The organism is Filomicrobium sp. (assembly GCF_025698805.1).
Classification (GTDB): Bacteria; Pseudomonadota; Alphaproteobacteria; order Rhizobiales; family Hyphomicrobiaceae; genus Filomicrobium; species Filomicrobium insigne.
This window is the reverse complement of the sequence record NZ_JAILWT010000023.1, coordinates 1-6,686: the sequence shown is the minus strand read 5'-3', so window position 1 is coordinate 6,686 and position 6,686 is coordinate 1. Positions and strand designations below refer to the sequence as shown.

Sequence of the window (6,686 nt, the reverse complement as noted above, 5' to 3'; positions counted from 1 at the left end):
GCCCGGCCGGGTGGAGCGAGTACACGCCTGCCCGAGGCCGCTTCCTGCGCGGTATCGATACGCTCGCCGCAGGCATCGATCCCAGCGGTACCCGCGCGCCGGGCAACATTCAGGAAGACACCCTGCAGAACCTGACTGGCACACTGGCGAATGGTGGCCATGACATCCAAAACGTCGTTGATTCAGCGGATGGTGTGTTTGAGATGGTCAGTGGTGCGCGTACGCATTATATCCCCAGGACGTCCGGTGGTGCTTCAGGTGTGCCGATAGGAGTGAGGATGGATGCCTCGCTCCAAGCCCGGACCTCGACGGAAACGCGTCCCAAGAACGTGGCGGTGATCTACTGCCAATACAATGGCTACAACACGGAGCTTTCCACCGGCGTTGCCACCTTGGCGAGCCTGTCGGACGTGGCTGTGGGCGGTGTCGCCACCGGTCAGGTGCTGGCGTTTGATGGCAGCAGCTGGGTGCCCAGCAATACCAGCAGCGTGGGTTTGCTGAACGACCTGACCGACGTGAACACGGCAGGCGCGGTGGCGGGGAACGTCATCCGCTACAACGGCTCCAGCTGGGTGGTAAGCGATGCCACCAGCGTGGCAGCCCTCTCGAGCCTCAGCGACGTCACCCTCACCAACCTCGCGGGGCGTGACTACCTCCGCTACGACGCCATCGCCAGCAAGTGGGTGAACATCTCGGAAAGCACTGTGATGAGCACCACGACCATCCTGCCTGGCTGGCCGGATGCGATGATTTGCAACAAGGATGGTGATGACTACGTTCTCTACAATAAATACAACGACGCCACGACTGTTTACTACGGCTTGTGGACGAACAATTCAGCGAGTGAATGGCGAGTTAGCGTCAGTAAAGCGACGCGTACCGTTGCCAACGCGAACAACCTCGGGACGGCGGATTGCGTGGGGCAATCGATTGCGCAGATGTATGCCGCCGGAAAAGCGTTTAACTTCATCGGCGGGATAGAGGGCGACGCAGGCAGCCCGGTGGAAGGCGATCGCATCACCAGCGGCACCCTTGCGGTGATTGGCAACAGCGCCACCAGCATCGTCAGCCTGAGCACCAATGGCACCACATGGGGCTACCTCGGCAATGCCGCCAGCTACCTGCCCACGCTGACCGCCAACAAGGTGAGCAGCACAAACATCTCAAGCACCTACATTCAGCTTTCCAGTGCAACGACATTGATTGCATGTAACAGCAGCAATGCGGGGGCCATCCGGTACAGTAGCAGCACCCTTCAATACTGCGACGGCTCGAACTGGACAGCTGAAGATTCCGGCTCGCGGATTTTTACTTACTGCACGAATGAGAACTCCGATGGTGACGGCAATGACGACAAGGTGGCGTGCGTGGGCGCTGCGGCAGATACGGGGAGAGGTGATGGAACCTACAGACCCATAAACTGCATTAGCAGCAATGGAGGAGCAGAGGGAACCCGTCCGGGCGGTGCGATGCGCTGGCTTGGGACCAAGTGGGAGTTTTATATTAGTTCTTGGGCGGATTGCGCAGATGGCTCGATGGTTGTTGCTAATTTCTCGGCCATTTCAGGTGGCGGAGAAGGCAGCGGCAGCTCTGCCGAAGGTGACCGTCTCGTCAGCGGCACCCTTGCGGTGATTGGCAACAGCGCCACCAGCATCGTCAGCCTGAGCACCAACGGCACCACATGGGGCTACCTCGGCAATGCTGCCAGCTACCTGCCGACGCTGACCGCCAACAAGGTCAGCAGCACCAACATCTCGGCCACCTACGTCCACCTCAACAGCGCCACTACGCCGCTGACCTGCAACAGCGGATTCACCGGCGCCATGCGCTACACCAGCGGCACCATGCAGGTGTGCGACGGCAACAACTGGGGCAACATCGGCATCGGCGTTCCGGGCGGCACCATCGCGGCGTTCGAGGCGGTCTCCTGCCCGGCCGGGTGGAGCGAGTACACGCCCGCCCGAGGCCGCTTCCTGCGCGGTATCGATACGCTCGCCGCGGGCATCGACCCCAGCGGCACCCGCGCACCGGGCAACATTCAGGAAGACACCCTGCAAAACGTCACGGGCTTTTTCGGAGGAACGAACCTTAGCACAGAAGGTCCGTTCTATGTCGATGGTGGAAGTGGCAACTTCGGCAGCTCGGGAACAGGTGCGCGCCGCAACGTAGCCTTCGATCTGTCTCTCAGTGCCCGGACCTCGACGGAAACGCGTCCCAAGAACGTCGCGGTGATTTACTGCCAATACAACGGGCTTGAGAGCCAGCTTTCTACCGGCGTGGCGACCTTGGCGAGCCTGTCGGACGTAGCTGTGGGCGGTGTCGCCACCGGTCAGGTGCTGGCGTTTGATGGCAGCAGCTGGGTGCCCAGCAATACCAGCAGCGTGGGCTTGCTGAACGACCTGACCGACGTGAACACGGCAGGCGCAGTGGCGGGCAACGTCATCCGTTACAACGGTTCCAGCTGGGTGGTGAGCGACGCCACCAGCGTAGCAGCCCTCTCGAGCCTCACTGATGTCACCCTCACCAACCTCGCGGGGCGCGATTACCTCCGCTACGACGCAGGCGCCAGCAAATGGGTGAACATCTCGGAATCCACCGTGATGAGCACCACAACCATGATTGATGGGTGGCCGGACGCCATCGTGTGCAACGTAACCAATCCGGTTTGGGGCCTAAGTGTGGGATACCTCACAAGGGCTCCGGGTAACGCTAACCTATACGGGTACGCGTTCAACTCGATGTCAACGAACAACCTGTTCCACGCATACTTTAACCCTGATGGGTCGTTCAATTCCTATCAAAATCTGACGACGACAGACTGCAACACGTCGATATCGTCGTTGTATGCTACCGGCCAGGCCTTCAACTTCATCGGCAGCGCCAACGTGGCGGGAAGCTCCGCCGAAGGCGACCGCCTGACCAGTGGCACGCTGTCGGTGGTGGCCAACAGCACCACCAGCGTGGTCAGCCTGAGCACGGCGGGTACCACATGGGGCTACCTTGGCAACGGGGTCAGCTACCTGCCCACGCTGATGTCGGGCAAGGTGAGCAGCACCAACATCTCCAGCACCTATGTGCAGCTTTCCAGCGCCACCACGCCGCAGGCGTGCAGCAACAGCATTGTGGGCGCCATCCGCTACTCGGTGGGCACCATTCAGGTGTGTAACGGCGTGGCGTGGACGTCGCAGACCACCGGCGACAACAGCGATCTCTTCGCGGTTCTTGCCGACCAAAAACCCACCGGCACCCACGGAGGCACCTATCCGGCCAACACGTGGGTGACCCGCGACCTGAACACCAAGCTGTACGACAGCATCGGCGTCACCCTGTCGTCCAACCAGTTCACGCTGCCGGCCGGCACCTACCTCATAGATGCGGTCATCCATGCTTACAAGACAGGTGCCTCGCAGGCCCTGCTATATAACGTGACCGATGCTGCGGCGGCTTTGAACGGAACGACGGTGTTGGCGTCCCCCAGTAACAATGTCTATCTCACTGCGGGGTTGCGAGGCGTGTTGGTTCTTGATTCCGCCAAGACGTTCGAGATCCGTTGGCGCGGCGATAATGGACAGAGTGGCACCGGCCTCGGCTTTGCGGCCAACATCGCGGGCTACCCTGAAACCTACATGAACGTGCTGATCACCAAACTGAACAGCGGCGGCGGGGGCGACGGCGGCAACGGCGTCAGCGCGTTCAACGACCTCACGGACGTGAACACGGCGGGCGCGGTGGAGGGCAACGTGATCCGCTACGACGGCAGCAATTGGGTGGTGAGCGATGCCACCAGCGTGATGGCACTATCTGGCCTGACTGACGTCACCCTCACGAACCTCGCTGGACGCGATTATCTTCGCTACGACGCGGGTGCTAGCAAATGGGTGAACATCTCGGAAAGTACCGTGATGAGCACCACCACCATGGTTAATGGCTGGCCGGACGCGATTGTCTGTAATAGTGGGGCAAACCGAAGAGTGCTCTTCTACGATATCGCGGACAGCAACTACGTGAATTACCACATGGCGCAAAGCGGAGCCGGTGGTTACATCTCCATGATTTTCAACAAGTCGACGCGGGCTTATTACTCGCACGCAGGAATGACCGGATTTGATTGCCTGAACCAGTCTATTCAGCAGCTCTATTCCGAGGGCAAAGCCTTCAACTTCATCGGCAGCGCCAACGTGGCGGGCAGCTCGGCCGAAGGCGACCGCCTGACCAGTGGCACGCTGTCGGTGGTGGCCAACAGCACCACCAGCGTGGTCAGCCTGAGCACGGCGGGTACCACATGGGGCTACCTTGGCAACGGGGTCAGCTACCTGCCCACGCTGATGTCGGGCAAGGTGAGCAGCACCAACATCTCCAGCACCTATGTGCAGCTTTCCAGCGCCACCACGCCGCAGGCGTGCAGCAACAGCATTGTGGGCGCCATCCGCTACTCGGTGGGCACCATACAGGTGTGTAACGGCGTGGCGTGGACGTCGCAGACCACCGGCGACAACAGCGACCTCTTCGCGGTCCTTGCCGACCAAAAACCCACCGGCACCCACGGCGGCAGCTATACCGCGAACACGTGGGTGGTCCGCGACCTGAACACCAAGCTGTACGACAGCATCGGGGTCACTGTGTCGTCCAACCAGTTCACGCTGCCGGCGGGCACATATCTGATTGATGTCGGCGTGTCTGCCTACAAGACCGGGGCATCCCTATCCTTGCTGTACAACGTGACCGATGCCGCTGTCGCGCTGAATGGGACGGCCACCTTGGCTTCCAACAGCAGCAACGGTTACGCGAATTCGGTTATTCGGGGCGTGTTGGTGCTTGATTCCGCCAAGACGTTCGAGATCCACTGGCGCGGCGGCAACTCTCAAGCGACGACCGCGCTTGGTTATGCCGCCGACATCGCGGGCTACCCTGAAACCTACATGAACGTGCTGGTCACCAAACTGAACAGCGGCGGCGGCGGAGACGGCGGCAATGGTGTCAGCGCGTTCAACGACCTCACGGACGTGAACACGGCGGGCGCGGTGGCAGGGAGCTACATCCGCTACGACGGGTCCACTTGGGTGGTGAGCACGACGTATGATATTGCGACACCGGATGCCGACCGCATCACCAGCGGCACCCTTGCCATGGTGGCCAACACGTCGGGCAACTACGTCAGCCTGACCACCGGCGGCACCACGTGGGGCTACTTCGGCCAAAGCGCCAGCTACCTTCCCACCTTGCTGACCGTGGGCGGCAACGTCTCGGTCACCGGCGGCATCAGCGTCACCGGCAGCGTGCAGGCGTACTCCTACCTCCACTTGTCGGATGAACGCCTGAAGGACACCATCACCACCATCCCCAACGCGGCCGATATCCTCACCAAGCTGCGCGGCACGCACTTCCGCTGGAAGTCCAGCAAGCAGTTCTCCTACGGTCTCATCGCGCAAGAGGTCGAGAAGGTGGTGCCCGATCTCGTCACCAACGGCGAGGGCCTGAAGGCGGTGGATTACGACCAGCTGGCGCCGATCCTGCTGGAAGGCTGGAAGGTTCACCACAAGGCCATCAAGGCGCTTGAAGACGAAAACGCCCAACTGAAAGCGGCCATGGAAGGCCTCGAGCAACGCATCCGCAAGCTTGAGGCGGCCGGCGTGGCGAGGTAGCCATGCGCGGGGGGATGCTGGTTCTTCTGCTGGGAGCGCTGCTGCTGGCGGTGCCCGCCGCCAATGCGGCCGACGGCTACACGGTGGCCAACGGCGCCACCACCACCATCAACGAGCACGGCTACTGCCGCAAGGTGACCAACAACATCGTCAGCGGGTTGGGCATCTTCGTGCCCACCAAGTACAACTATGAATGGTTCAACAACGCGGTGTCGTTCGTGTCGTCCACCCCGGCGGGGGTTATGCTCGCGGAATGCCTTGATGCTGTGAGTTTGCGCTTTGACGAATCCGGCCCCTCATACCTGACACGCACTACGAGCAGCGCAGGCGACCGGCGCACATGGACCTACAGTGCATGGGTGAAGCGAAGCCGCTTCGGTGCTCGGCAGATCCTCTTCAATGCCCAGAACGGCGGCGCTGATTACGAGTACATCAGTATTCAGGATAATGACACGCTGTTTGTGCGTGGGAGGGAGAAGCATCAGGTAGCGACCGTGGCCGTCTACCGTGATCCCGCAGCATGGTATCACGTGGTTGTGGCTAAGGACACCACGCTGGCCACCGGCACCGACCGGGTGAAGGTCTACGTCAACGGTGTACGGCAAGAGCTCTCATGGTCGGTCAGCGCAGCTCTGAACGAGCAGTCGACTATTAGCAGCAACAGCATGCAGCATTTTATTGGGAGCAACATCGACAATAACACCAATTTTGGTGGTTACCTTGCTGATGTGTACTTTGTAGACGGCCTTGCGCTCGACCCTACCTCCTTCGGCCAGTACGATCCCACGACCCTGCAATGGGTGCCTAAGACCTACAGCGGAGCTTATGGCACCAACGGATTCCACCTCAACTTCAACATCGGCACTAGCCTCGGGAACGACAGTTCGGGCAACGGCAACCACTGGACGCCCAACAACGTCACCACCACCGCCGGGCCCAACTACGACCCGATGCGCGACTACATGACCTCGTTCACCAGCGAAGGCTGGGGCAACACGGCGACGCTGAACCCGCTGCACAACGCGGGGACAACCCTCGGCACGG

2 protein-coding genes are annotated in these 6,686 nt (G+C 61.0%); both read left to right on the top strand.

The features are described 5' to 3' along the window. The first annotated feature begins 278 nt into the window (after positions 1 to 278). Positions 279 to 5,642 (top strand): tail fiber domain-containing protein, encoded by a 5,364-nt coding sequence (locus tag K5845_RS20870; RefSeq protein ID WP_287959943.1) that lies wholly within the window; start codon positions 279 to 281, stop codon positions 5,640 to 5,642. Between the two features lie 2 nt (positions 5,643 to 5,644). Then, positions 5,645 to 6,686: LamG-like jellyroll fold domain-containing protein (locus K5845_RS20865; protein ID WP_287959942.1), on the top strand; the 1,042-nt coding region annotated here is incomplete at its 3' end.

Coding starts and splice junctions, on each gene's coding strand:
- K5845_RS20870 (WP_287959943.1), top strand. CDS start 279: ATGGATGCCTCGCTCCAAGCCCGGACCTCGACGGAAACGCGTCCCAAG.